Consider the following 446-nt stretch of genomic DNA (forward strand, 5'->3'; position numbering starts at 1 on the left):
CTCATGGGACTGACCTCCGTGGCGCGGGGGCAGGGGCTACCAGCTTGTACGCAGTAAAGCCCGGCGCGCCCGAAAGCACGACGATCAGAACCCGAAAGTGGGTACGGGAGCCCTGCCGGGTGTGGGCTACCCGGAGTGGAGGCGGTGACTCGGCGTCACGGTTCTGTCTCTGGGGTGCGGGCCGGTCGTCCCCGGCCCCGGGAAGCCCGGGAGGGGACGACCGGCCTGCGCGGGGTCACCGGCCGCGGCCGGCCGTGTTCCACGCCTCCCGGACGCGCAGCGCGCGTGCCAGGTCGTCGAGTTGGTCGACGAGTTTGCGGCGCAGCGCCGGGGTCGGGGCGGCGTCGCGCAGGCAGGCCTCGCCCAGGCGGAGGTGGTCGGCGTCGACGGCGTGGGCGGGGAAGGCCCAGCGGCCGGCGGCCTCGGCGATGGCGGGGCCGCCGGCC

The 446-nt window shown here is 76.0% G+C and carries 1 protein-coding gene; it reads right to left on the reverse strand.

Going from position 1 to position 446, the window contains the following annotated elements:
• Nucleotides 1-235: 235 nt before the first annotated feature.
• Nucleotides 236-446, reverse strand: a 211-nt coding sequence (locus C1I97_RS38815) for a hypothetical protein (protein ID WP_146608491.1), incomplete at its 5' end; no start/stop codon positions are given.

It is taken from the genome of Streptomyces sp. NTH33 (assembly GCF_003236365.1).
In the GTDB taxonomy this organism is placed as follows: domain Bacteria; phylum Actinomycetota; class Actinomycetes; order Streptomycetales; family Streptomycetaceae; genus Streptomyces.